General features: G+C 69.5%; 14 protein-coding genes, 1 tRNA gene and 1 pseudogene. 6 read left to right on the top strand and 10 right to left on the bottom strand.

What is annotated here, in order from left to right; genetic code table 11:
- Positions 1-2: 2 nt before the first annotated feature.
- From CRP45_RS14655 to CRP45_RS14645, 3 genes are all read right to left on the bottom strand, one after another.
- Positions 3-869 (bottom strand): MlaE family ABC transporter permease, encoded by an 867-nt coding sequence (locus tag CRP45_RS14655; RefSeq protein WP_097245555.1) that lies wholly within the window; start codon positions 867-869, stop codon positions 3-5.
- Positions 869-1714 carry an ABC transporter permease gene (locus tag CRP45_RS14650; protein WP_097246074.1) on the bottom strand — a complete coding sequence of 282 codons (846 nt, stop codon included), beginning with the start codon at positions 1712-1714 and terminating at the stop codon, positions 869-871. The genes CRP45_RS14655 and CRP45_RS14650 overlap by 1 nt, the downstream gene beginning before the upstream one ends.
- A gap of 197 nt (positions 1715-1911) precedes the next feature.
- Positions 1912-3003, bottom strand: a complete 1092-nt coding sequence (locus CRP45_RS14645; RefSeq protein ID WP_097246073.1) for a calcium:cation antiporter — start codon at positions 3001-3003, stop codon at positions 1912-1914.
- Between the two features lie 53 nt (positions 3004-3056).
- Between CRP45_RS14645 and CRP45_RS14640 the strand changes: the two genes are divergently transcribed.
- Entirely contained in the window at positions 3057-3440 is a 384-nt protein-coding gene (locus CRP45_RS14640) for a DUF4377 domain-containing protein (RefSeq protein ID WP_084483354.1), read from the top strand.
- Between the two features lie 18 nt (positions 3441-3458).
- On the opposite strand, the gene CRP45_RS14635 is transcribed toward CRP45_RS14640, so the two are convergent.
- Both CRP45_RS14635 and CRP45_RS14630 read right to left on the bottom strand, forming a co-directional pair.
- On the bottom strand, positions 3459-3914 hold the full coding sequence (locus CRP45_RS14635; RefSeq protein WP_067790664.1) for an NUDIX domain-containing protein: 456 nt from the start codon (positions 3912-3914) through the stop codon (positions 3459-3461).
- 3 nt (positions 3915-3917) lie between these two features.
- Positions 3918-4308, bottom strand: a pseudogene (locus tag CRP45_RS14630) (nitroreductase/quinone reductase family protein).
- 102 nt (positions 4309-4410) lie between these two features.
- On the opposite strand from CRP45_RS14630, the gene CRP45_RS14625 reads away from it, so the two are divergent.
- The 4 genes from CRP45_RS14625 (at position 4411) to CRP45_RS14610 (ending at position 6863) form a co-directional block, all read left to right on the top strand.
- Positions 4411-4484: transfer RNA gene (locus CRP45_RS14625), tRNA-His, on the top strand.
- Between the two features lie 216 nt (positions 4485-4700).
- On the top strand, positions 4701-5372 hold the full coding sequence (locus tag CRP45_RS14620; RefSeq protein WP_245910148.1) for a phosphate signaling complex PhoU family protein: 672 nt from the start codon (positions 4701-4703) through the stop codon (positions 5370-5372).
- 457 nt (positions 5373-5829) lie between these two features.
- Positions 5830-6603: an HNH endonuclease family protein gene (locus tag CRP45_RS14615; RefSeq protein ID WP_097245554.1), complete on the top strand. Its 774-nt coding sequence runs from the start codon at positions 5830-5832 to the stop codon at positions 6601-6603.
- Positions 6604-6638: 35 nt separating this feature from the next.
- A complete protein-coding gene (locus CRP45_RS14610; RefSeq protein WP_084483355.1) occupies positions 6639-6863 on the top strand; it encodes a hypothetical protein in 225 nt (74 codons plus the stop codon).
- Between the two features lie 6 nt (positions 6864-6869).
- On the opposite strand, the gene CRP45_RS14605 is transcribed toward CRP45_RS14610, so the two are convergent.
- The gene (locus CRP45_RS14605) at positions 6870-7310 is read right to left on the bottom strand and encodes a hypothetical protein (protein WP_097245553.1); all 441 of its coding nucleotides are present in this window, start codon (positions 7308-7310) and stop codon (positions 6870-6872) included.
- Positions 7311-7468: 158 nt separating this feature from the next.
- On the opposite strand from CRP45_RS14605, the gene CRP45_RS14600 reads away from it, so the two are divergent.
- Positions 7469-8269: a helix-turn-helix domain-containing protein gene (locus CRP45_RS14600; RefSeq protein WP_281256205.1), complete on the top strand. Its 801-nt coding sequence runs from the start codon at positions 7469-7471 to the stop codon at positions 8267-8269.
- Positions 8270-8338: 69 nt separating this feature from the next.
- On the opposite strand, the gene CRP45_RS14595 is transcribed toward CRP45_RS14600, so the two are convergent.
- From CRP45_RS14595 to CRP45_RS14580, 4 genes are read right to left on the bottom strand one after another with little or no spacing between them, the layout of a single operon-like run.
- The gene (locus CRP45_RS14595) at positions 8339-9151 is read right to left on the bottom strand and encodes an ABC transporter permease (RefSeq protein WP_097245551.1); all 813 of its coding nucleotides are present in this window, start codon (positions 9149-9151) and stop codon (positions 8339-8341) included.
- Entirely contained in the window at positions 9151-9969 is an 819-nt protein-coding gene (locus tag CRP45_RS14590; RefSeq protein WP_084483356.1) for an ABC transporter permease, read from the bottom strand. The genes CRP45_RS14595 and CRP45_RS14590 overlap by 1 nt, the downstream gene beginning before the upstream one ends.
- Positions 9966-10937 carry a daunorubicin/doxorubicin resistance ABC transporter ATP-binding protein DrrA gene (locus CRP45_RS14585; RefSeq protein ID WP_067790680.1) on the bottom strand — a complete coding sequence of 324 codons (972 nt, stop codon included), beginning with the start codon at positions 10935-10937 and terminating at the stop codon, positions 9966-9968. Before CRP45_RS14585 ends, CRP45_RS14590 begins: the two co-directional genes overlap by 4 nt.
- Positions 10934-24862 (bottom strand): non-ribosomal peptide synthetase, encoded by a 13929-nt coding sequence (locus tag CRP45_RS14580; protein ID WP_245910146.1) that lies wholly within the window; start codon positions 24860-24862, stop codon positions 10934-10936. Before CRP45_RS14580 ends, CRP45_RS14585 begins: the two co-directional genes overlap by 4 nt.
- Positions 24863-24915: the final 53 nt, after the last annotated feature.

Below are 24915 nucleotides of genomic sequence, written 5' to 3'. Positions count from 1 at the left end.
GTTCACCCCGTAAAGCTGATCGCCGTGTTGAATCCCCACAGCACGATGGACAACACCATGTCGATGGCGATGATCGCCACGAAACTGGTGCGCACCGCGCGGCCCGACGCGATGCCGACGCCCTCGGGGCCGCCGGTCGCGAAGAAGCCGTAGTAGCTGTGCACGAGAATCACCACGGTGCCGAAGATCGCGACCTTGATCACCGCGGCGATCACGTCGAATCCGGACACGAACTGGAAGAAGTAGTGGTCGTAGACGCCCGCGGATTGGCCGTGCACCAGCGTGATGAGGCCGTGGCAGGCGAGGTAGGACAGGATCAACGCGATCAGGAACGTCGGCACGATGGCCAGCGCGCCCGCGATGACGCGAGTCGTCACCACGAACGGCACCGAGCGAAGCCCGAGCGATTCGATCGCGTCGATCTCCTCGGAGATGCGCATGGAGCCGATCTCGGCGGTGATGCGGCAACCCGCCTGCGCGGCGAAACCGACGGCGGCCGCGATCGGGGCCAGCTCGCGGGTGGTCGCGTAGGCCGAGACGATGCCGGTTACCGGACCCATGCCGAGCATGTCCAAGGTGGCGAAGGATTCGACGCCGACCGAAGCGCCCATCACCAGGCCGAGCACGATCATCATCGGCACCGTGCCGCCGCCGACCACGATGGAGCCGCGACCCCAGGTCATGTTGGTGATGGCGCGCATGGTCTCGGCGCGGTAGCGGCGCAGCGTCAGCGGAATCGCCGAGAGCACTTGCCAGACGAACACCGTGACGAAGCCGAGCGAGTCGATCGCGCGAACCACACGGCTGCCGCGACGGAAGTAGCGCGCGACGGGAGCGAATCCCTTGGGGACGTAGGAGGAGACGGCCATTACGCGAGCCTCGTGGGGAGGAACATCGCGGTCACCTGCGTCAACAACAGATTCACACACACGATCGACACCACCGACAACACCACCGCCGCGTTCACCGCATCAGCAACACCCCGCGGACCACCCTTGGCCTCCAACCCCCGCTGACACGCGATGACCACCACCAAAAACCCGAAGATCAACGCCTTCACCAACGACACCCACACATCCGCCGTCGTCGTGAACGACCCGAACGTCGCCCAATACGACCCAGGCGTCACCCCCTGCCCACCGATCGCCACCGCATACCCGGCGAGCACCCCGACGAAGATGATCAACACGTTCAACAACGGCGCCACCATCAACATCGCCACCATCCGCGGAATCACCAACCGATGAATCGGCGAGATCCCCATCGTGTGCAACGCATCGATCTCCTCCCGAATCGTGCGCGCCCCCAAATCCGCCGCGATCGCCGCCGCCCCCGCACCACCCAACAGGAACCCGGTCGCCATCGGCGCACCCTGCTTGATCACCCCGAGACCACCGGTGGCACCCAACAACGAATCCGCACCCAACGTGTGGATCAGGTTGCCCACCTGGATCGACACGATCACCCCGAACGGAATCGCCATCAAGATCGCGGGCACCGTCGTCACCGTGATCAACCGCCACGCCTGCAACACCGCCTCACGCCACTGAAACTCCCGACGCGCGAGGTCACCGACCGCCCCGACCACCGACTCCTGCGCGATACCCACCGCACGACCGAAAGTCCGCAACGACGACACCACCGTGTCCGAGAAATTCTTGCGGAGGATCGCGGTCGCGGATTCCCGGGTGGCCGTGGACAATTCCGGCGTCATAGACGAGACCCGCATGCCGCGCTTTCCGCACGGGAGATGTCGAAATTCATGGCGCTCTCCGAATCCGGCGTCAATGCCAACATCCGTCAAGCTAATCGGTACTCTGCGTCACAACAAAATTGAGGTGGTGTGACCCTGACCACTCCCGAGCCGTTCGTGCGAACGCTTCCTGTTATTCGTGAGACACATCACCATGCCTACGGACTAGCGGCGAGGAACACAAAAGCCGAGAACAGAGCCAGATGGACGCCGCCTTGCAGTAGCGTCGCCCGGCCGGGAACCACGGTCAGCACACCGACGACAACCGTCAGCGCCAGCAGAACCATCTGCGTCGCACCCAGCCCGAGCACCAGCGGACCCTGTAGCCAGATAGTTGCCACAGCGATCGCCGGGATGGTCAACCCGATGCTCGCCATCGCCGAACCCAGCGCCAGGTTCAGACTGATCTGCACCTGATCGCGGCGCGCGGCCCGCACCGCGGCCAGCGTCTCGGGAAGCAGCACGAGCAGCGCGATCGCCACGCCCACCGCGGCGGGCGGCATGCCCGCGTAGGCCACCGCCGATTCGATGGCGGGCGAGACCACCTTCGCCAGACCGACCACGCCGACCAGCGCGACGACCAGCAGTCCGAGGCTGGTGAGCGTCGCGCGGACGGAGGGCCGCTCGACGGTCGTGTCGTCGTCGGTGACCACGCCGTCGCCCTCCACCGGAAGGAAGTCGTCGCGGTGGCGCACCGTCTGCACCATCACGAACAGGCCGTACAGCGCGAGCGACGCGACGGCGGCGAAGGCGAGCTGCGCGGGCGAGAACTCGGGGCCGGGCACGCTCGAGGTGAAGGTCGGCAGCACCAGGCTCAGCGTGGCCAGCGTCGCCACCGTGGCCAGCGCCGCGCCCGTGCCCTCCGCGTTGAAGACCGCGAGGCGTCTGCGCAGCGCGCCGACCAGCAGCGCGAGACCGAAGATGCCGTTGCAGGTGATCATCACCGCGGCGAAGACGGTGTCGCGGGCCAGGGTCGCGGACTTCTCGCCGCCGGAGATCATCAGCGTCACGATGAGCGCCACCTCGATCACGGTCACCGCGACCGCGAGGACAAGCGATCCGAACGGCTCCCCCACCCGGTGCGCGACGATCTCGGCGTGCTGAACCGCGGCGAGCACCGCGCTCGCGAGAAACACCGCGACGATGATCACCCCCGCTGTCGGCATACTTCGTCCCCAAGTGGCGACCAAGGCGAGCGCGGCGAGGAGGGGGGCGAACACGGTCCAGCGGGTTGTCAACGCACGGATCATGCCCTCCATCGTCCCAGCTATTTCCGCGCACCCGGATCGGTATCATCGGGGGGATGCAGCAACGACTCCGCGAGGCCGTCGCCACGGGCATCCTGCTCGTTCCGCTGCTTGCCGCGTGCACGACCGTGCCGGAGGGCCCGACACTCCTCGCCACGACCACCACCAGCGAATCCGTGCAGATCCCCGGAACCTTCGTTATCGAGGTCGCGCCGAGGACCATGCGGTGCACCGGAGTCGCGCCGATGGAGTGCCTACAGATCCGCCGCGACCAGAACGGACCGTGGGAGTTGTTCTACGGTTCGATCGAGGGATTCGAGTTTCAGCCCGGCAACCACTACCGGCTGCGCATCGAGCAGACATCCGTCGACCACCCACCCGCCGACGCGTCGTCGGTGACCTGGCGGCTCGTCGAGGTGCTGGAGAAACAGCCCGCCTAGCCGACGCCGGGCCGGCGGTCAGCGGTAGACGCCGAGCCGCCCGGCACGCAGGTCGTCGAGCGCGTCCAGGTAGACCGGGTTGGTCAGCTCGGGGGTGGCGTCCAGATCGAAGTAGCGCACCTCGAGCGATTCCGCGTCGCCGCCGAGTCGTCCGCCGACCGGCGCGCACCGGAAGAACACGGTGATCGGCTGCACCACATCGCCGTTCGGGTAGACGTGCCGGTACGCGGTGTAGACGCCTTGCAGCGCTTCGATTTCCACCCGCACACCGGTCTCCTCGGCGACCTCGCGCACTACGGCGGCCGCGGCCGACTCACCGAGTTCGATGGCGCCGCCGGGCAACCCCCACTGGCCGTCGTCGCTGCGACGGTGCATGAGCACGCGTCCGTCGGTCACCACGCACGCGGCGGCGTACGCCAACTGGATGTGGTCGTGGCCGACCCGCGCCCGCAACCAGCGGATGTAGTCGGGCACGCCTCAGTCCAGGTCGACGCGGACGGTCAGCAGGTCGGTGCCGACGAGCCGGACCGCGGCGCTGTTGGCGCGCGGCAGTTCGCGCAGGCGCGCGGGCGTCGTCCTCCGGGAGCAGGTGGGCGGTGCCGGCGTGCCAGCGGCCGTGCAGGCGGACGCGAACCCGGTTGTTCGCCTTGATGTTCCGGATGTACTGGGAGCGCTCGCCGAACTCCGAGACCAGCCAGAAGCTGTCGCCGACCCGGCGGCCGCCGATCGGGGTGATGCGCGGTTCGCCGCTCACCCGGCCGGTCGTCTCGAGCAGTTGCTGGTTGGGCAGTCTGCGCAGGAGGGGGTTTCCGACCAGGCGCTGGAAGGTGGTCACCAGACGGTGTTGCACATCGTCCTTCTTCGGCATACGCCGACCGTAACACTGCGCGGCGAGGTGCGGCGCGGCGAAAATCGCTGGCGGGTCATGGCGCTTGGTCGCTACCGTGGCCACACGCGGAAGCCGTGCGCGGTGGGTGTAGCTCAGCTGGTCAGAGCGCCTGGTTGTGGTCCAGGAGGTCGCGGGTTCGAACCCCGTCACTCACCCTCTCCCCTTCGACCTACGCGAAGGAGTGGCCAACGGCTCAGGAACTGACGCCATTCGCGATGCCACGCGTTCCATTCCGTCGAATTATGCTCAACGGCTATTTGCCCTGTGCAGCGCCGGTTTCGCGGATGGCATCCACCGATGGAGCCGATAACCCGTTGGCGGGCAGCGCGAATCGTTTCCCCGCGCGCCCCACCATAAGCGAGAATTTGCCGGTGCGGACCCAGTTCACCCACGAGCTCAACGCGTTGACCAATGATCTGACGCTGATGTGCCGACTCGCCCACGACGCTGTGGAGCGAGTAAACGACGCTCTCGCCAGCGCCGACCTCACCGCCACCTACGAGGTCTTCGCCCTCGACGAGCAGCTACAGAAGATGTTCGGCGCGTGCGAGGCACGGACGGTGGTGCTGCTCGCGTTGCAGGCGCCGGTGGCAAGGGATCTGCGGCACGTGGTGACGGCGATCCAGATCGCCAACGAGCTGTCCCGTATCGGCTGGCTGACCAGCCGTGTCGCCGATCAAGTGTACCGGAGCCATCCGAACCACGTTGCGCCGCAACCAATCCTGGACGTACTCGCCGAGCTCGGCAAGTTCGCGGCGCACCGCACCGCACTCGCGGGCGAGGCCGTCGCCACCGCCCACCAGTCCGCCGACGCCGAACCGGTCAACGCCACACTCGCCGAACTGCGGGGCAGGCTGCACGCGGCGCTGACCGATCCGGAGCGCGCGCAACCCGCCGGCGCGGCCATCGACCTCGCCCTGCTCGGGAACCATCTGGAGCGCTGCGTCGACCACACCACGCGCATCGAACGACTGATCCGGTTCCTTGACACGGGAGTTCCGCCGATGGCGCAGCCCGCGGACGCCGAGCCGGACGAGGACTGAACCGAAACCCGCACCGAGCCCGGATGTCCGGTGACGCTCGCCACAACACGGGACACCGGCTCGCCCCACGTCGTGTGCTCGAAGACGCCGACCACCCGTTGTTTTCCGTAGCAACGCAGTAGGTACGTGGACATCCCTCCCAAACGTACTGGCAATTGCGAGCTTCCAATGGAGGTTGCCAAGCCGCCGCGGAGTATCTACTTCATCGTTCGTGGCTCGCCACCCCTGGGCCGGCGCCGGCACGGCGGCTCAGGGGTGGTCCAGCGTTTCCGGTGTGCCGAACCTCATACGCGGCGTTGGCATTCCGACATAGTCGAGACAGGTACCTTGGCGCCCGCGATAATTGGACGAGGTAGGCGTTAGGAAGCAACTCGATGAAGCTCACGGCCCGGCAGTCGTTCCTCTTGTGCCCGTTGGCCGGTAGCGCCACATCGGCCCCGTTCGACGGGGGATCGCTGTGAAGTGGAGTTCGTCCCGCAAAGTCGTCGCCGTTGTCGCGCCGATCGTCTTCACGCTCTTGCTGACCCTCGCCATCACGGTCCTCGACAAGTGGACCGACGGCGACAGTCAGCCGCCCGCCGCCGCACCCGGCCAAACCTCCGCCACCGCCAAGGACGTTCGTGACCTGCTCGCGAAACTGGCTGTGGCGCAGGAAGCCCCGATGACCGGATACAGCCGCGAGAAGTTCCCGCATTGGGATCCGAACAAGCCCGAGCACGGTTTCGGCGCCGACTTCGCGCAGTACAGTCGCTGCACCACCCGGGAAGTGATGCTGCTGCGCGACGCCGTCGGCACGGTCCGGCTCGATCCGAAGACCTGCGCGCTCACGGTCGGACCCGACGGCGGCTGGCGCGACGAATACGGAGTCCTCGACCGCAAGAGCGGGCAGCTCAAAGAGTACAAGTGGATCACCGACCCCTCGGGCGTCGACGCCGAGCACATCGTCGCGCTGGCCGAGGCCTGGCGGTCCGGCGCCGCCGCGCTGGACGAGGACACTCGCCGCCGCATCGCCAACGACGCCGTCAACCTCGAAGCCTCGGACCCGACGGCCAACAGGTCGAAGGGTGATCAGGACGCCGCGAACTACCTGCCGCCGGGAACTTTCCGGTGTGGCTATATCGAGCGCTACCTCACGGTCAAAGTAAAATACGGTCTGACCATTGATCCTGCCGAACAGTCCGCGTTGCGCACCGCGATCGACGACTGCGTCCGCCAAGGAGGGTTCAGATAATCGACGTCATCGAGATCTCCGACAAGGCCGCCGTCATGACCGAGGAGGAAGGGACGGTGTCCGGCGATCTCGATGTCACCGTCGACGACTCGGGCAAAGGACTGGTCCGCTACCGCGGCACCGACACCTGGCTCACCATCGGCAACCTCGACGGCGATCCCCCACGCACGTGGTCGACCACCACCGAACTGGCCACCGCCATCGAAGCCGACCTCGGCAAGCGCGACGCCGCGGGCAACCTCCTGTTCTTCGAAGCCTGATCGGTCTCAGTCGAGGCCGATGTATTGGTGGTCCAGGCGGATTCGGCCCTCCTCGTCGAGGGCGATCACTTCGTAGCCGCCGCCTTGCACGGTGCCGTCGGCGCGGGTCACCATTGCCCAACCGAGGCCGACGAGGTTCGGGGTGAGGCGGACAGGGTGGCCGTGGGGTGCGAAGACGTGTTCGCCAGGGGCGATGAACATCTCGTAGGCGCGGCTCACCCTGCGGTCCAGAGCTTCGCGGCCGCGCACCTCGAACGACGGGATCGGGACGGCCAGGTCGGTCGCGGCGGCGCGGACCGGTTCGGGCGGATCGACCAGTATCTGGGCGCCGTCGACGGCCCAGAATTCACCGATAGCCGCGCGGCGCACTGCGGGGTCGGGTTCGTTCCAGAGTGCTACGTAGCGTTCGGCGAAGCGGGTCAGTTCTTTGTCATCGTGGGTGCTCATGGGAGCCGAGTCTGGTGAGCGCGCGGTCCCGTGGCGATTCCCCGCAGGGTATGGCGCGGCCTCGGCGGGTCCGATATCAAGGACGAATGACCACCGTGGTGCAGCCACCCGAGCGCCCAGCGGCGAAGCCACCCCGGCCCCCGGCGCTCGGGGTTCCGGTGGCGCAGCCAACGAAAGCCCCGCAGCCCGGCGCGTTCGCTCACCAGCTAAAGCGATGGCGGACCCTACGCCGGGTGAGCCAGCTGGATCTGGCCATCCGGGCCGACACCACCCAGCGCTACCTCAGCTTCCTCGAGCAAGGCCGTTCCCGCCCGGGCCGCACCATGGTGGTGCGTCTCGCCGAGTCGCTCGAGCTTTCGCTGCGCGAGCGCAACGGTCTGCTGCTGGCCGCGGGTTACGCGCCGGTCTTCGCCGAATCACGTTTGGACACACCGGAATTGGCACCGGTACGGAAGGCGCTCGACCGCATACTCGAAGGCCACCTGCCGTATCCGGCGGTCGTGGTCCGTCCGTACGGCGTGCTCGTCGCCGCCAACGCCGCCTTCGAGTTGCTCACCGAAGGCGCCGCGCCGGAACTGCTCGCGCCACCCGTCAACGTGCTGCGTCTCGCGCTGCACCCCGAAGGCCTCGCCCGCCGTGTGCTCAACCTGCCCGAGTGGGGCAGGCACGTGACCGAATCCCTGCGCGGGCGTGCCCTGCGCAGCCCCGATCCCGAGCTGGACACCTTCATTGCCGAGCTGGAGGGCTATCTACCGGAAGCCGAACCCGGCCCCGACCACCTCGGCTTCGCCGTCCCGCTGCGACTGCGCAGCGAGGAAGGCGAACTGCGGCTCATCACCACCATCACGTCCTTCGCCACCGCCGTCGACGTCACGCTCTCCGAGCTGCACCTGGAGGCCTTCCTCCCCGCCGACGACGCCACCGCAGCCATCCTGCGCCACCGCGCCGGACTCCCCTAGCTCCCACACAACCACCACACGCCTCACATAGCCGGTGCCTATGTGAGGCGTATGAACGGTGTGTGGGAGCTACCGGCGGCTGGCTCGGCGGTAGCCGATCACGGCGGGGACGGCGAAGACGATGATGGCGCCGAGAGACCAGAGGAAGGTGAGGGTGAGGGGGCGGGCGAGGGGGCCGCCGAGGGAGAGGGCCTTCATGCTGTCCACCGCGGCCGACATGGGTTGGTTGCGGACCACCGGCTGAATCCACTGGGGGAAGGCGATCAGCGGGACGAAGCCGGTGCTGAAGAACATGAGCAGCGAGGTCAGGATCGTAATGCTCTCCACCAGCGTCGCTTTCGCGGTGAACACCGCGATGGCGGTGACCATGGTCGCGAACGCCAGCCCGAACAGCACCGGAATGAAGACGAACAGCAGCGCGGGCACGAGCCCCTGCTGGAAGCGGAAGCCCAGCAGATGGCCGACGACGATCACCACCAGCGTGCCGAGCAGGATCCGGCAGCCCTCGGCGAGAATGCGCGAGATCAACCCCGAGGAGCGGTGCACCGGCAGCACCCAGAAACGGGCGAGCAGGCCCGCGTCACGTTCCCGCCCGAGCATCACGCCGCTGGCCACCGCACCGCTCAGCGCGCCGACGACGGCCACCATCGGCACCGAACCGTACAGCGCGTCGGTGCCGGAGAACTTCTGGATCTGCCCGCCGATGACGATGTCGAGCATCAGCAGCAGCAGGCACGGGATGATCAGGGTTTCCAGCAGCGCCACCGGATTGCGCGACCAGCGCAGGAGCAGGCGTTGCGTCTGAATCGCGGTGTGCCGCAGCAGCGAGACGGGCGAGGTCTCGCCGTGCGCGAGCGTCCCGCGTTCCGTTGTCAGTACCATCACGCCCTCCTCTTGCTGAGCCGCAGCGCGAGCGGCAGGCAGATGACGACGATCGCCCCCGCCCACAGCAGCGGCGGACCCATCAGCGCCCAGGTCACCTCGCCCGCATTGGCTTTCGTGTCCCCCGCGAGCGCGCGCAGCGCGATGACGAACTGCGAGACCGGCTGGTTGCGCACGAAAGGTTGGATCCACTCGGGGAATTGGGACGCGGGAGCCAACCCGGTGGACAGCATGCCGAGGATCAACGGCGGCAACACCAGCGCCTGCGTCGTCGCCTCCGGACTCTTGGCCGCCGTCCCGATGACATCGGCGCCCAGCGTGAACACGACGCCGATGAGCAGCGAGAAGGCCAGGAACCCGAGCGTGTGCCAGGCATCGAGGCAGAAGCGGAAGCCGATCACGTGCCCGCACACCAGCGCCGCGGCGATCGCGATGAGCAGCCGGAACACGTTGCCCGACATGCGCGCCGCCATCGGCACCAGCGGACCGATCGGCATCGAGCCGAAGCGCCGGTCGAGCCCGGAGACGGCGTCGGTGGCCGAACGGAAGGCCGCGCCGATGGCGGTGAACGCGCAGGCTTGCAGTATGACGATGGGCATCATGAACTGCGCGTAGCTGCTGAATCCGGTGCCGATGACGGTCATCACCGTCTTGAGCGGAATGTAGAAGCTGGCCGTGAAGGCGGCGGGCGCGACGATGGAGCTGAGCACTTCGCCGGTCTTGATCGACGGCGTCACCAGCCGCGTGGTCAGCACCCACCACTGCTGCGCACGGATCGGGGTGGCGCGCGTGTCGGTCAGCCAGGCCCCGGCGGTCATCCGACTTCTCCGGTTTCCGCGACGGCGAGGTGGCCGGTGAGCTGGAGGAAGACGTCGTCGAGCGAGGGACGCCGCAGGGCGATGTCGACCAGTTCGAGGCCGGACGAGTCCAAGCGCCGCAGCGCCTCGGCGAGCGTCTTGGCTCCCTCGGGGGCGGGAATCGCGAGGCGGTCGGACTCGGGAGTGAGCGCGGCCCGGTTCTCCTCGGGTAGCAGCGAGCCGAGCGCGGTGGCGATGGCGGGCAGATCCTCCAACCGGAGTGGGACCACCTCGCAGTAGCTGCCGCCCGTGCGCGACTTCAGTTCGTCGGCGGTGCCGTCGGCGATGACCACGCCGTGATCGATGACGATGATCCGGTCGCACAGCGCGTCGGCCTCTTCGAGGTACTGCGTGGTGAGCAGCGTGGTGATGCCGTGTTTGCGGAAGCTCGATACCAGATCCCACACGCCCTGCCTGCTGCGCGGATCCAACCCGGTGGTCGGCTCGTCGAGGAACACCACGTCGGGCCGGACGACGAGTCCGCACGCGATATCGATACGTCTGCGCATACCGCCGGAGTAGGTGCCCACCCGCCTGCTCGCGGCGTCGACCAGGTCGAACTCGGTGAGCAGTTCGTCGGCGCGTGCGCGCGCCGCTCCCTTGCGCAGGCCCATGAGCCTGCCGAACATGACCAGGTTCTCGTAGCCGCTGAGCATGTCGTCCAGCGCCGCGAACTGGCCGGTCAGCATGATCGAGCGGCGCACGGCCGCCGGGTCGGCGACGACGTCGTACCCGGCGACCATGGCGCGGCCGCGATCGGGCGCGATGAGCGTGGACAGAATGTTGACCATGGTGGTCTTGCCCGCGCCGTTCGGGCCGAGGATGCCGAGCACCTCGCCCTGCGCGGCCGTGAAGTCGACGCCGCGCAGGGCCCGTACCTCACCGAAGGACTTCTCCACGCCCTCCACCACAACTCCGCTGTCGTTCACTGCATGCCTCCAAGATGCTCGTCGAGCACACGCGCGATGACGGGCAGCACGTGTGGTGCGGTCAGTTCGTCGTGGGTGACCTCGACGTCGTGATTGGTGATCGCGCCGGTGATGTACGGACGCCAGCCCTCCGGGCCGAAGATGTCCGAAGTGTCCACGGTGGCACTGAAATACAGGGCGTCGCCGTGGTAGACGGGACGCTGATATCCGGTCCTCGTTCGGGCCGAGGCGTTGTAGGAGCCTGCCATCCGCTCCAGGGTGTCGGCGTCCACCAGCGCGACGCCGCCGGTCCGCTCGGCGATAAGCGCGGCCGCGTCCTGCGCCGTTGCGTCGGCGGGCACGTCGTCGATGCCGAAGACCGCACCGAACGTGCTGACGAACGAGCCCGCGGTGAGCGGTTCGATGCTGTCGCCGTCGATGTCGGCGGTGTCGGCGTCGAGCAGAGCGAGCACGCCGACCGGCAGTCCCTCCCGCTCGAGCCGGGTGGCCATGGCGTGCGCGATGAGCCCGCCGAACGACCAGCCGAGCAGGTGGTATGGGCCTTCCGGCTGCACGGAGCGGATCTCGCGGACGTAGCGTTCGGCGAACTCCTCGATGCTGCGCACGGACGGTTCGCGACCGCTCAGGTCCGGCGCTTGCAGGCCGTAGATCGGCCGGCCCGGCGCGAGTGCCTCCGCGAAACCCAAATAGGTCCAGGCCATTCCGGACGACGGATGGATGCAGAACAGCGCCGGTTCGTCGCCGCCGAGCCGGATCGGCAGCAGCACGTCGAGGCCGAGCGCGGTGCCCGGCGCCGGCTGCGCCGCCGCGGCGGCGAGTTCGGCCATCGCCCGCTCCTCCTCGGCGCCGGCGGCGCGCGCTTCCGGCGTCGCAGCGAATTCAGCGGCGACACCGAGCATTTCGATCCAGAGGCGAGACAGCTCGGCCACCTCGGCGCGGTCGAGCAGCGTCTCGGGGAAACCGAAGGTGGCGCGCAGCCGGTCGCCGAGAACCACGGCGTTGACGTCGATCTCGGCTTGCAGCGGCACATTCGGGTATTCGGTCGCGGGCAGGTCGCCGAGTTCGTCGGTCGGCAGCCAGCCGAGTCCCTCCAGGCCAGGCGGGATCTCGCCGGTCGCGTAGCGGCCGAGGTAGTTGAAGGCGACCCGGCCCGGGAGACGACGCGGAAGCTGTTCGGCGGTCTCGTGATTCAGGTAGCGCAGCAGACCGAACCCGATGCCCTTGTCCGGCACGGCGAGCAGCTGATGCTTGATCGCGCGGATCGCCTGCCCCAGTGCGGGTCCGCCCGCCATGGCCTCGTCGACGTCCACCGTGCCGAGGTCAAGGCGCACAGGATAGATGCTGGTGAACCAGCCGACGGTCCGGGAAAGGTCCGCGCCGGGAATCACTTCCTGCTGACGACCGTGGCCTTCCAGCCGGACCAGGACGCTGCGGTCGGCGGTGGCGCGCCACTTGTGCACTGCCAATGCCAGCGTGGTGAGCAGCGCGTCCTCGACGCCGCCGTGGAACAGCCCGGGCAGCGTGGTCAGCAGCGCCGCGGTGACCTCCTCGGAGACCTCCGCCTCCACCATGCGCAACTCCCCCGCCTGATCGACGGCCGGATCGAGTTCGCGTCCGCCGATCAGCGGATCGGGGCCGTCGATCAGGTCGCGCCAGTAGCCGAGTTCGGCGACCCGCTCTGGCCGGTGCGCCTCCTCGGTGAGCGCGTGCGACCAGCGGCGCATCGACGTCCCGGTCTCGGCGAGCACCGGCGTCGCACCGGTGGAGACCTGGGCCCAGGCGGCCATCAGATCGGGCACCAGGATCCGCCAGGACACGCCGTCCACGACGAGGTGGTGCGCGATCACGATCAGACGACCGGCGCGGCTGCGATCGCCCGCCTCGCCGACCGGGTCGAGCCAGAGGAACTGCAACACCACACCGCGCGCCGGGTCCAGCCGGTTCATCGCGGATTCCAGTTCGGTGAGCGCGTATTCGCGCAGGTCGACCGTGTCCGCGTCGGCGGCGAACTCGATGCGCCGGATCAGCCCGGCCACGTCGACGCTGCCCGGCTCGGCCACCTCCAACCGCCAGTCGGGCGCGCGGAACAGCCTGGCGCGCAACATGTCGTGGCGGTCCACCACGGCCGCCACGGTCGCCGTCAGCTGCTCGGGGCGGATGCCGACGGGCAGCTCGAGCACCGCGGTCTGCGCGAAACGGTCGAAGTCGCCGCCGCGTTCGATCATGTACCGGACGATGGGCGTCAGCGGCATGTCGCCGACGCCGCCGCCGGGCAGTTCCTCGAGCACCACCAGTTCGCCCGCGGCGTCGGCCGCGGCGGCCAGCCCGGCGACGGTGCGGTGCTCGAACACCTGCAACGGCGTGATGGTGACCCCGCCCTGCCTGGCACGGGAGACCAGTTGGATGGCCAGGATGCTGTCGCCGCCGAGCGCGAAGAACGAGTCCTCGACGCCGACCCGCTCGCGACCGAGCAGTTCGGCGAAGACCGCGGCCAGTGTCTCCTCGGTGGGTGTGCGCGGCGCGACGTATTCGGTCCGGTCGTCCGCGAACACCGGTTCCGGCAACGCTTTCCGGTCGAGCTTGCCGACGGCGTTGAGCGGAATCGCGTCCAGCACGACGAAGGCCGAGGGCACCATGTATCCGGGCAGCGACTCGGCGGCGTGCGCGCGCAGCGACTCCACGTCCAGCTCCACGCCGGATTCGTGGACGACGTAGGCGGCCAGCGCGGTGGCGCCGGACGGTCCGCGCACACCGAGCGTCACGGCGAAGTCCACGCCGTCGGCGCGACCGAGCACGGCGTCGATCTCGCCGAGTTCGATGCGCTGCCCGCGCACCTTGACCTGGAAGTCGGTGCGGCCCACGTATTCCAGTTCGCCGTCGGCGATCCAGCGCACCAGGTCGCCGGTTCGGTACATCCGTTCACCCTGCGCGCCATACGGATTCGCGACGAAGCGGGTCGCGTTCAGGTCAGGTCGGGCATGGTAGCCGCGCGCCAACGAAGGTCCGGCGAGGTACAGCTCGCCCGCGACGCCCACCGGCACCGGGCGCAGCCGCCCGTCGAGCACCAGCACCGACGCGCCGCGAATGGGACCGCCGATGGTGACCGGAGCGCCAACCGTCAGCGGACCCGAACCCGTTGCCCAGATGGTGGATTCGGTGGGGCCGTACAGGTTGACCATGGTCCGACCCTGCGCCCACCGCTCCACCAGTTCCGCGCCGACCGCCTCGCCTGCGACGGCAAGCACCCGCAGGCTCGACACCCGCGCCGGATCCACCGTGGCCAGCGCCGACGGCGTGATCACCGCGTGGGTGACGCCCTCGGCCTCGATCAGCTCGGCGAGCGCGTCCCCGCCGAACACCTCCGGCGGCGCGACCACCGAGGCGCCGCCCGCGCCGAAGGCCATGATCGCCTCGAACACCGACGCGTCGAAACTCGGTGACGCGACCTGCAATACGCGCGCGTGCTCGTCGAGCGCCAGCGACTCGCGTTGCGCCGCCACAAGATCGGCGATGCCGCGGTGCGAGACCGTGACGCCCTTGGGGGTTCCGGTGGAGCCGGAGGTGTAGATCATCCACGCCGGATGGTCCGGCCGGATCGGTGCGCGCGGCTCCTCAGCGCGCAGCGGGGTGTCGTCGGCGCCGCGCCAGCGGGCGGCGAAGGTGGGGTCGTCCATGACCAGCCACCGGGTGTCCGCGGGCAGCTGCGGCCGGTGCGCGGCAACGGTGAGGCCGAGCACCGCGCCGGAATCGGTGAGCATGTGCTCGATGCGGTCCACCGGATGCTTCGGGTCGACCGGCAGGAACGCCGCGCCCGCCGCGGCGGCCGCCCACATGCCGACCAGCAGCTCCGCGCCCCTGGTCAGCCCGAGCGCGATCACCGTCTCCGGCCCGGCTCCCGCCTCGATCAGCAGGCGGGCGAGTTGGGCTGCGCGGGAAGCCAATTCGCGGTAGGTCGTCGTCGCGCCCGCGGCGACCACCGCGTGCCGCTCCGGGTACGCGGCCGCCGTCGCGGCGAACACGTCGGGCAACGTGCGCACCCCGGCGGACTCCGGTCCGCTCGCGGGCACCAACTCGGCCCGCTCCAGCGGCACCAGCAGATCGATGTCGCCGAGGCGCTGTTCCGGGTCGGCGACCACCGCGGCCAACACCGCGAGCCACCGGCGGGCGAGGGTGTCGACCGTCGGCGCATCGAACAGGTCGGTGGCGTAGGTCAGCGTGGCGTCGATGCCTGCCCGCTCGCCGTCGTCGTAGCGCTCGCGCAGGTCCAGGGTCAGGTCGAACTGTGAGGCGTCGCGATCCAGGTCCTCCACCGCGATGCGCAGTCCGGGCAGTTCGAGCGCGGGCTCGACGAAGTTCTGCAGGGAGAGCGAGACCTGGAAGATCGGGTGGTGCGCGGTGGACCTGGCCGGGTTGAGCACCTGCACCAGGCGTTCGAACGGCACGTCGGCGTTGGCGAACGCGTCGAGATCCGAAGAGCGGATGTCGGCGAGGAAATCGCGGAAGGACCGGTCGGGGTCGACCGGTGTGCGCAGCGCGAGGGTGTTGACGAACATGCCGACCATCTCGTCCAGCGCGGCCTCCCCGCGTCCGGCGACCGCGGTGCCGATCACCACGTCGGCGGCGCTGCCGAGGCGGGCGAGCAGCACCGCGAGAGCGGCGTGCACGAGCATGAACATGCTCACCTCGGTGTCCGCGGCCAGCTCGGCCATGGCCCGGTGTAGCGGCTGCTCGACCGCGAAATCCAGGTCCGCGCTGCGCATGGACTGCACCGCCGGCCGCGGCCGATCGGCGGGCAGTTCGAGTAGATCCGGTGCGCCGGAGAGGCTTTCGGTCCAGAAGCGAATCTGCCTGGCGGCCAGCGACTCCGGGTCGGACTCGTCGCCGAGCAGTTCCCGGTGCCACAGCGCGAAATCGGTGTACTGCACCGGCAGCGCGGCCAGTGCCGCCTCCTGGCCCATGGTCGCCGCGGCGTAGGCGGTCATCAGGTCGGTGGCCAGCGGCGCCATCGACGCGCCGTCCGCGCTGATGTGGTGCACCACCAGGACGACGACGTGCACCGGCGTCGCCCGGCCGTTGCCTTCGGCCGTGCGCAAACGGAACAGGCCGACCCGCAGCGGCCGCTCGTTCACCAGATCGAAGCCGACACCCGCCAGTTCGACAATCCGATCGCGCAGCGGCGCACCGGGTTCGGTGTCGATCGCGCGCAGTTCCGGGGTGGCCACATCGGCGGCGAGGACGACTTGCCGCGGGCCATCCGCGTCGGCCGGGTACATGGTGCGCAGGCTCTCGTGCCGGTCCACGACCGCGCGCAGCGCGCGCTGCATGGCGGCCACGTCCAGGTCACCGGTGAGGCGCAGCGCGACCGCGATGTTGTAGGCGGGCGAGGTGGGATCGAGCCGGTTGAGCACCCACATCCGCTGCTGGGCGGGCGAGAGCGGGATCCGGTCCGGCCGGATGCGCGGCGCGAGCGCGAAGCGGGCGCGCTCCCCCGCCGCCGCGGGGACGACCCGCGCCGAGAGCTGCGCGACCGTGGGCGCGTCGAACAGGTCGCGAAGCGCGATCGTCGCGCCGAGCGCCGCGTTGACCCTGGCCACCACCTTGGTCGCGCTGAGCGAGTTGCCGCCGAGCTCGAAGAACGAGTGGTCGATGCTGACCCGCTCGGTGCCGAGCACCTCCGCGAACACCTCGGCGACGGCCTGCTCGACCGGTGTGCGCGGCGCCAGATACCGGCGCAGGAACGCCGCGAAATCGGGCACGGGCAGCGCGTTGCGATCCAGCTTGCCGACCGGCGTCAACGGGACCTCGTCCAGCACGACGAGGTAGCCGGGCACCATGTAGCCGGGCAACGCGCCCGCGATACGCGAGCGCAGCCGTTCGGTGTCGTATTCCGTTGCGCTGCCGAGGGATTCGCGTCCGGAGTCGCTGAGCACGACGTAGGAGACGAGCACGGTCTCACCGGCCGGGCCCGGCATGCCGACGGTCGCGGCGTACTCCACGTGATCGTCGGCGGCGAGCACCGAGTCGATCTCGCCGAGTTCGATGCGCAGGCCGCGGATCTTGACCTGGAAATCGCTGCGGCCCAGGTACTCCAGTTCCAGCACCGGCCCGCCATGGCGGTCGGATTCGACCCAGCGCACCATGTCGCCGGTGCGGTACATCCGCTCGCCGCGCGCGCCGTACGGGTTCGCCACGAAGCGAGCCGCCGTCATGCCGAAGCGGTTGAAGTAGCCGCGCGCGATTCCGGGACCGGCCAAATACAGCTCGCCCTCGACCCCGACCGGAACCGGCCGCAGCCAGGTGTCGAGAACCATGACCGCGGCGCCGCGGATCGGTCCGCCCATGGTGACGAGCTCCCCGGGCTCCAGCTCGCCAGGGCCGGTCGCCCAGATGCTGAATTCCGTTGGGCCGTAGAGGTTCAGCATGCGCCTGCCGACCGCCCACTGCGCGGTCAGTTCGGGTCCGGCGGCTTCGCCCGCGACCGAGAGGACGCGCAGGTCGGTGAGACCGGCCGGGTCCATCGTGGCCAGCACCGAGGGCGTGATCACCGCGTGGGTGACCCGCTCGGTGCGCAACAGGCGCTCGAGCTCTTCGCCGCCGTAGACCTCGGGCGGCGAGAGCACCAGGTGTCCGCCGACCGCGTGCGCGGTGAGCAGCTCGAAGACCGACGCGTCGAAGCTCGGCGAGGCAACCTGCAAGGCCTTTGTATTGTGGTCCAGGTCCATCGATTCGCGTTGTGCCGTCGTGAGATTCGCGACGCCGCGATGGCTGAGCAGCACCGCCTTCGGCTTGCCGGTGGAGCCGGAGGTGTAGATCAGGTAGGCGACCTGGTCCATCCGAATGGCGCCGCCGCGCTCCTCGTCGGTGATCGGTCCGTCCGGCACCGTCATCGCCCTGCGGATGGTGTTCATGTCGTCGAGCAGCAGCCAGTCGATCGTGCTCGGCAGGGTCTCGCCGGTGGCGCGCACGGTCACGCCGATCGGTGCCTTGGAATCGGTGAGGATGTGCTCGATCCGTTCCACGGGGTAGTTCGGATCCAGCGGCAGGAACGCCGCGCCGGTCTTGACCAGCGCCCACACCGCGACCACCGACTCCACCGAGCGGGTCAGCGCGAGCACGACGAAGACCTCGGCGCCGATGCCGCGGCGCAGCAGCACCCTGGCGAATCGGTTCGACCAGGCGTCGAGCTCGCGGTAGGTCATGGTGTCGCCGTTCGCACTGACCGCGAGGGCATCGGGATTCACCGCGGCGCCCGCGGCGAGGATCTCGGGCAGGGTGCGCTGCGGCACCGAATCGGGGCCGTGGACAGGGAGCAGGGCGGCGCGCTCGACGGCGTCGCAGTGCTGCAACCGCGCGACGCCGACCTCCGGGTGCTCGGCGATCTGCTCGAGCAGCATGACGAACCGGTCCAGCAGCCTGCGCGCGGCCGGCTCCGCCAGCTGGTCGGCCATGTACTTCACCGTGACCCGCAGCTTGTCGCCCGGCTCGCCGGGCATCCCGTGCAGCGGAATCACCATGAGGTTCAACGGATACGGCGTCGCGTCGGTCCCCGCGATGTCGAGGATCCGCATGCCAGCGATGTCCAGCGACTGCGACAGCGCCTCGCGGTCGATCGGATACGACTCGAAAACGGTGAGGGTGTCGAACAATTCGGCGAGACCGACGGCCTGGTGGATGGCGGCCAGTCCGACGTGCTGGTGGTCCAGCAGCCGGGCCTGCTCGGTCTGCACGCGGGCGAGCAGATCCGCCACCCGCTCCGCAGGATCGAGCCGCACCCGCACCGGAAGCGTGTTGATGAACAGACCCACCATGTCCTCGACCCCGGCCAGCTGCGGTGGTCTGCCGGACACCGTGCCACCGAACACCACATCGGTGCGTCCGGTCACCATGGCGAGCAGCAGCGCCCACGCCGCCTGGACGGCCGTGTTCACGGTCGCACCCGCGGCACGAGTCGTCGCCTCCAATCGGGCGATGGTCTCGGCGGGCAGATCGAAGGACACCATGCCGGACTCGGTGGACTGAATACCCGCCAGCGTCGGGACGGCGCGGGTCGGCGAGTCGATACCGGCCAGCGCCTCGCGCCACGCGGCGATGGACGCGGAACTCGCGGGGCCGGTGATCATCTCAGCGGCCCGTTCGAGCTCGGCCACCTGCGCCTCGGCATCCGCAGGGGCGCTCTCCGCCGCCGTCGGCTGCTCGGCCTCGGTGACGCCAGGGGCTTCAGCGGCGGTGCCGGGTTCCGCTGCGGCGGTGCGCGGTTCACCTGCGGCGATGGGTTCCGTGGCGGCAATGCTCGGTTCGGCTGGGGACGGGATGCGCTCGGCGGCTTCCTGTTCGGCGAGCCAGGCGAGGAATGCGCGATAGGACGGGGCGGGGGGCAGTACGTCTGTGGCGGTCGCGCCTGCGCCGGTGGCGATGTAGACGGTCAGGAGCTCGCGCACCAGCAGTGGGGTTGACCAACCGTCCAGCACCAGGTGGTGGTTGGTCATCAGCAGGGTGTAGGTGTCGTCGGCGGTGCGGATGAGTTGGAAGCGCAGGAGTGGGGGGCGCGTGAGGTCGAAGCGGGTGTTCGCGTCGAGGGCCAGGATCCGGTCGAGTTCACTCGAGCGCTGCGATTCTTCGGCGAGATGCGTGAGATCCATTTCGTGCCAGCGCACTTCGGCGTCGGCGAGGACCAGCTGGCGCGGGCCGTCCGGAGTCTCGACGAACGCGACCCGCAGGTTCTCGTGCCGGTCGACGAGCACCTGCGCCGCGGCGCGCAAACGGGCGGCGTCCACCCGGCCCGCCAGGGTGAGCCGGGTCTGCACGGTGTAGCCGTCGGCGGTGTCGGTGTCGTACATGGCGTGGAAGAGCAGGCCGTATTGCAGCGGCGACAGCGGCCAGACGTCGGCCAGGGTCGGGTAGGTACGCTCCCAACCCTCGATCTGCCGCTGGGTCACCGTGGTCAGCGGGAAGTCAGACGGGGTGTGGCCGCCCGCGCCGGTCGTCCGCGCGTGGTCGGCGAGCGCGGCCAGCGCCGTGGTCCAGTGTTCGGCAAACGCGCGGACGTCGTCCTCGTCGAGCAGCTCGGTGGCATAGGCCCAGGTGACCTCCAAGCCGGCGGCGCCCATGATGGCGTTGACGTCCACGACGGCGGGCAGCGGCGCGCGGTCGTCCTGCGTCGCGGCGAATCGCCTCGGCAACCACGGCCCTTCGGATCCGCCCGCGGCGCGACCGAGGTAGTTGAAGCTGATCTGCGGGGTGGGCGCGGCGGCCAGTTCGCCGGCGGTCCGCGGATTCAGGTACCGCAGCATGCCGTATCCGACGCCGCGGTCGGGAATCGCGCGCAACTGCTCCTTGGCCGCCTTGATCGCGAGACCGGCGGCGGGTCCGCCCGCGAACGCGTCGTCCAAGTCGATGCCCGCGAGATCGATCGCGACCGGGTACACGCTGGTGAACCAGCCGACCGTGCGCGCGAGGTCCGCACCGGGCAGCACCGACTCCTCACGTCCGTGCCCCTCCAGGGTGAACAGCGCACCGGACCTGCTCCGCCATCGCGCCACCGCCATGGTGAACGCGGCGAGCAGCACATCGTCGGCGCCGCAGTGGAACAGCGCGGGCACCGTGTCCAGCACCGCGGTCGCGACGTCCACCGGCACGGTGGTCCGCACCTCGGCCGCGGTGGCCACGGTGTCCACCGCGGGGTCCGCCGCCCGCGCACCGAGCGGGGCGTCCGGCGTGGTGAGCACCCGCCGCCACACGGGCAGTTCAGCGGCGCGCGCCCCCGCCTGCTCGACGTTCGCGTGCGCCCAGCGGCGATACGACGTACCGACCGGCTCCAGCTCGCCGCCGGAGAAAGCGGTGGCCAAGTCCGGCAACAGAATTCGCCAGGAAACGCCATCGGTGACCAGGTGGTGCAGGACCAACCAGAGCCTGGTGCCCTCGGCTATGCCATGATCGCCGTCGCCAACACCGACCGCATCAGCGGTGCCCGCATCGGCGCCACGGCCATCGTGGACGACGCCAACGGCGGCATCCTCGCCACTACGGCCACCACCGGTCACGCCACCACCAGCGGCGACGTCATCGACAACGCCCACCGAATCGGCCACGCCACCACCGGCGGCATCATCGACAACGCCGACACCATCACTGATGCGCGCATCGACACTACGGCCACCATCGGCAACCCCACCGCCACCACCAGCGGCACCAGCGGCAGAGCCGACACCATCGGCGGCGCGCACATCCACACCACGGCCGTCCTCGGCAACACCACCCGCGTCGATACCACCACCGGCAGCGCCCATATCGACGCCGGTCCCCACACCACCGATGACGCCGGGAATGACGACGCCGATCCCATCGGTCGTGCCGGTCCCCGGCGCCTCGACGATGCCCGCACCGCCTGCCGAATTCGGTTCCACCAGAACGAACCGCGCGACAATCCCCGCCGCCGGATCCAGCCGATCGGCCGCACGCTGCAGGGCGTACTCGCAACTCACCTCGAGGTCGTCACCCGCGACGACCGAATCGATGCGCTCGGCCGCGCGCACCGAACCCGGTTCCGCGACAACCCATTCCCAGCCGTCCGCGCCCTGACGCAACGTGCTGCGCAGGACGTCGTGGTGGTCGATGAGCGTCTGCACCGCGGCGGTCAGCCGCGCGCGGTCGCCGTCCGGCGGCAGCTCGATCAGGACGGCCTGGCTGTAGCGGTCCCAGGTCTGGCCCTGATCGAGCATCGCGTGCACGATCGGGGTGATCTCGACGGAACCCACCCCGCCACCGGGAAGTTCGAGCACCGCGGTGTCGGCGGCGTCGGTGGCGACGGCGGCCAGCGCGGCCACCGTCTTGCGCTCGAACACATCGCGCGCGCTGAACCGCAGGCCTGCCGAGCGGGCGCGGGAGACCAGCTGGATGGAGATGATGCTGTCGCCGCCGAGCGCGAAGAAGTTCTCGTCGACGCCGACCGCGTCCAGGCCGAGCACCTCCGCGAAGAGCCCCGCGATCGTTTCCTCGCGGGGCGTGGACGGTGGGCGACGCACCACGGTGCGCATGCCGAAATCCGGTGCGGGCAAGGCTCTGCGGTCGACTTTGCCCACCGGCGTCAAGGGGACGCTGTCCAGCACCATGATCACCGCGGGCACCATGTAGGCCGGAAGACGTTCGCCCACGGCAGCTTTCAGCGCTTCCGGCTGCACCTCGACGCCCGGAGCGCCGAGCACGTAGGACACCAGCGCGGTGGCGCCGCTCGGCGTTGTCGCGCCGATGGTCAGGGCGAACTCGACCTCCGGCTGCCGCTCCAGCGCCGCGTCCACCTCGCCGAGCTCGATGCGATAGCCGCGCACCTTGACCTGGAAGTCCCCCCGGCCCGCGTAATCCAGCTCCAGCCTGCCCTCGCGCCGCCGCCATCGAACCAGGTCACCGGTGCGGTATATGCGACCGCCGGGCTCGTACGGGTTCGCGACGAACCGGCTGGCGGTGAGCCCGGTGCGCTGGTGGTAGCCGCGCGCGACGGCGGGCCCGCCCAGGTACAGCTCGCCGACCACACCGGGCGCGACCGGACGCAGCCACGGGTCGAGCACCAGACCGACCACGCCGCGGGCCAGGCTGCCGATGCTGACCGGACCGTGCGGCACCAGCGGCGCGCTGACGGTGACGGTGATCGTCGTCTCGGTGGGGCCGTAGCCGTTGAGCAGCGTGCGGCCCGCCCATTTCGCCACCAGCTCGGGCGGGCACGCGTCGCCGCCGACCACGACGGTGCGCAGATCGGGAAGGGTCTCCGGGTCCAGCGACCCGACCACGGCGGGCGTCACGTTCAGATGCGTGACCCGGTGCGCCCGTAGCACTTCGGCCAATTCCTCGCCCGCGTAGGCGGCCGGCGGCACGACGGCGATCGACGCGCCGACCGCGAACGCGACGAGCAACTCCTCGACCGAGATGTCGAAGCTCGGCGAAACCGCGTGCGCCACCACGGCATTCGCGTCCACGCCGAACGACGCGCCCGAGCCCGCGACCAGATTCGCCAAGCCGCGGTGGGTCACCGTGACGCCCTTGGGCATACCCGTCGAGCCGGAGGTGTAGATGAGGTAGGCGGGCTGGTCGAGATGGATCGCGGCGGACCGGTCGGCATCGATGATCGGCGCCGAATCCTGGTGTGCCATCACCTCTTCGGTCTCGGGATCGTCCAGCGTCAGCCAGGTGATGCGGTCGGGCAGCGCCGAACGCGCGCCCATCACCGTGAGCCCGGCGACGACACCGCTGTCCGCGACCATGTGCTCGATGCGGTCGGCGGGATACCCGGGATCGATCGGCACGAACGCGGCTCCGGTGCGCGCCACCGCCCAGACCGCGAGCACCGACTCCACGGAACGCGGAATAGCCACGGCCACCGCGTTTTCCGGCCCCGCACCCGCCGCGATGAGCAGCCGCGCCAGGCGGTTGGCGTAGGACTCGACCGCGCGATAGGTCAGCGACGTCCCGTCGGCGCGGATGGCGACCGCGTCCGGGTCGATAGCGGCACCGTCCGCCAGGATCTCGGCCAGCGTGCGCGGCGGCACCGAAGCGGGTCCGCGGGCGGGCTCGAGCTCGGCTTGTTCCTCGGGCGAGAGCACCGGCACCGCGTGCAGCGGCGCGTCCGGTCCCGCCGCCAGGAAGCGTTGCAGGAAGTCCAGAAACCTGCGGTGCTGCGCGGTGAGCTCTTCGTCGTCGTACAGGTTGGGATTGGCCTGGAAATCGATGTGGGTGTTCTCCGCGCCCATGCCCGGATACAGGTTCAGGAACAGGTCTTCGATCATTCCCGAGGTCAGCACGTGCATCCGGCCGGTCACCTCGCCGAGCTGAATCCTGGTGTCCACCATCATCAGATTGACGGTCGGGCCGAACGAGGCCGCCTCGTCCAGCGACCAGCCGAGGTCACGGACGATGTCCTCCTGGCGGTACCGCTGTCTGCGCAGCGCCGAGGTCAGCTCGCCCTGCGCGGCCCTGATCAGTCCCCCGACGGTGCTCTCGGCGCCGAGCGGCAGCCGCAGCGGCACCACATTGGCGATCATGCCGCCGGAGCGCCGCAGCGCGGCGGTGGTGCGACCGGAGACGGGCAGGCTCAGCACCACCTCGGGCGCGCCGGTCATCGCACCGACATAGGCGCCGAACGCGGCCACCACCACGGGCGCGATGCTCGAGGACACCGACTTGGCCACGGCGTCCAGAAGTTCGGCGGTCGCCGACGGCAATTCACCGGCCACCAGGGCGGGATGTGCGTCCACGTCGGCCGCGCGGCCCGCCAGACTGACGGGCTCGGACATACCGGCGAGGTGCTCGCGCCAGTACTGCGCGTCGGCCTTGAAGCGCTCGGAATCCCGGTAGGCCACGTCCGCTTCCACGATGGTGCGCAGGTCGGCGGCCTTGTTCGGCGGCGGCTCGCGGCCGGCCAGCGCGGCGTTGTACAGCTCGGCGATGCGCTGCAACATGGTCATCGCGCCGAAGCCGTCGAGCAGAATGTGGTGGATGCGCTGGTACCAGTACCAGTGTTGGTCGCCGAGGCGCAGCATGGCGTACTTGCCGAGCCGGTCGCGCAGCAGATCCAGCGGCGCGGTGTACTCCGCGCGCATCCAGGCGTGCGCGGCGGCCACCGGATCGGGCTCGTCGCGCAGATCGACCAGCAGGGTCTCGTCCTCGAGCGAGGTATCGATGACCTGGTAGGGAAATCCGTCCACCTCGATCAGCCGAACGTAGCCGCTGCCGAACTCGTTCACGGCTCGGCGCGCCATATCCGCTAGCAGATCCAGGTCCAGCGACCCGTGGAACTCCACGTATTGCGCGATCGAGATCGGGGTGTCACCCGCGAAGTGCTGGGCGAACCAGATGCCGCGCTGCGCCGCGGAGAGCGGAAAGGCGCCTGCGGGCAGCCGGTCGGCCGCGGCCACTGGGGTGAGAGACGGCTGTGGCATACAAGGTCCCTGCTGGGCTCAGGAAAAGACGGAAGAGAACATGTCGAGACGCG

Source organism: Nocardia amikacinitolerans (assembly GCF_900215415.1).
GTDB classification, from domain to species: domain Bacteria; phylum Actinomycetota; class Actinomycetes; order Mycobacteriales; family Mycobacteriaceae; genus Nocardia; species Nocardia amikacinitolerans.
This window is presented reverse-complemented; position numbering and strand designations above follow the sequence as displayed.